Origin of the sequence: Streptomyces sp. SID3343 (genome assembly GCF_009865215.1) — a bacterium.
Lineage (GTDB): Bacteria > Actinomycetota > Actinomycetes > Streptomycetales > Streptomycetaceae > Embleya.
The window spans coordinates 1-766 of sequence record NZ_WWJX01000602.1; the positions used below are offsets into that span (position 1 = coordinate 1).

At 67.4% G+C, this 766-nt stretch carries 1 protein-coding gene and 1 pseudogene; both read left to right on the plus strand.

Annotated elements, in window-relative coordinates:
- A pseudogene (locus GT354_RS18180) lies at nucleotides 1–462 on the plus strand (RHS repeat protein); the annotation flags it as partial.
- A partial coding sequence (locus GT354_RS18185) for an RHS repeat-associated core domain-containing protein (protein ID WP_275942282.1) occupies nucleotides 459–766 on the plus strand: 308 nt, incomplete at its 3' end. The pseudogene GT354_RS18180 and the gene GT354_RS18185, both read left to right, overlap by 4 nt.

A 766-nucleotide genomic window follows, 5' to 3' on the forward strand; every position in this document is an offset into this window, starting at 1 on the left:
GTCAAGAACACCTACACCTACGACACCCTCGGCCGCCTCACCAACGCCCGCGAGACCGACAGCGCCAACACCCAACTCGCCGCCTGGCTCTACTGCCACGACAAGGCCGGCAATCTCACCGCCACCTCCACCACGACCACCACATGCGGCTCCGCCGGCACCACCTACACCTACAACGCCGCCAACCAGACGACGAACAGCGGCTGGTCCTTCGACGCCAACGGCAACGAGACCGCCGCCCCCGGCGGCCTGCCGCGCACCGGCGAGACGTACAACGACTTCAACCAACTCACCGCCATCACCCGCGGCAGCACCACCTCCGCCGCCACCTACACCGGCACCACCAACGCGGAGCGCCTCACGTTCGGCGCCACCGACTTCTACCACGGCTCCGAAGGCCTCACCGCGACCGTCACCAACGGCGTGTCGTCCGCGAACCCTCGGGCAGCCTCACAGCCATGAGCACCGGTGAAGCCCACTACTACTACCTCACCGACGCACAGGGCTCCGTCATCGCCATGACGGACAAGAACGGCAACAAGGTCAACGCCTACGCCTACGACCCGTACGGCAACGCCCGCACCACCACCGAGGCAGTTCCCAACCCGCTCCGCTACACGAGCACCTACCTCGACCCCACCGGCCTGTACAAGATGGGCGCCCGCTACTACGACCCCACTGTCGGCCGCTTCACCCAACGCGATCCCGCCGGCAAGGAAGCCAACCCCTACGCTTACGCGGCCGGCGACCCGATCAACCGGGCCGA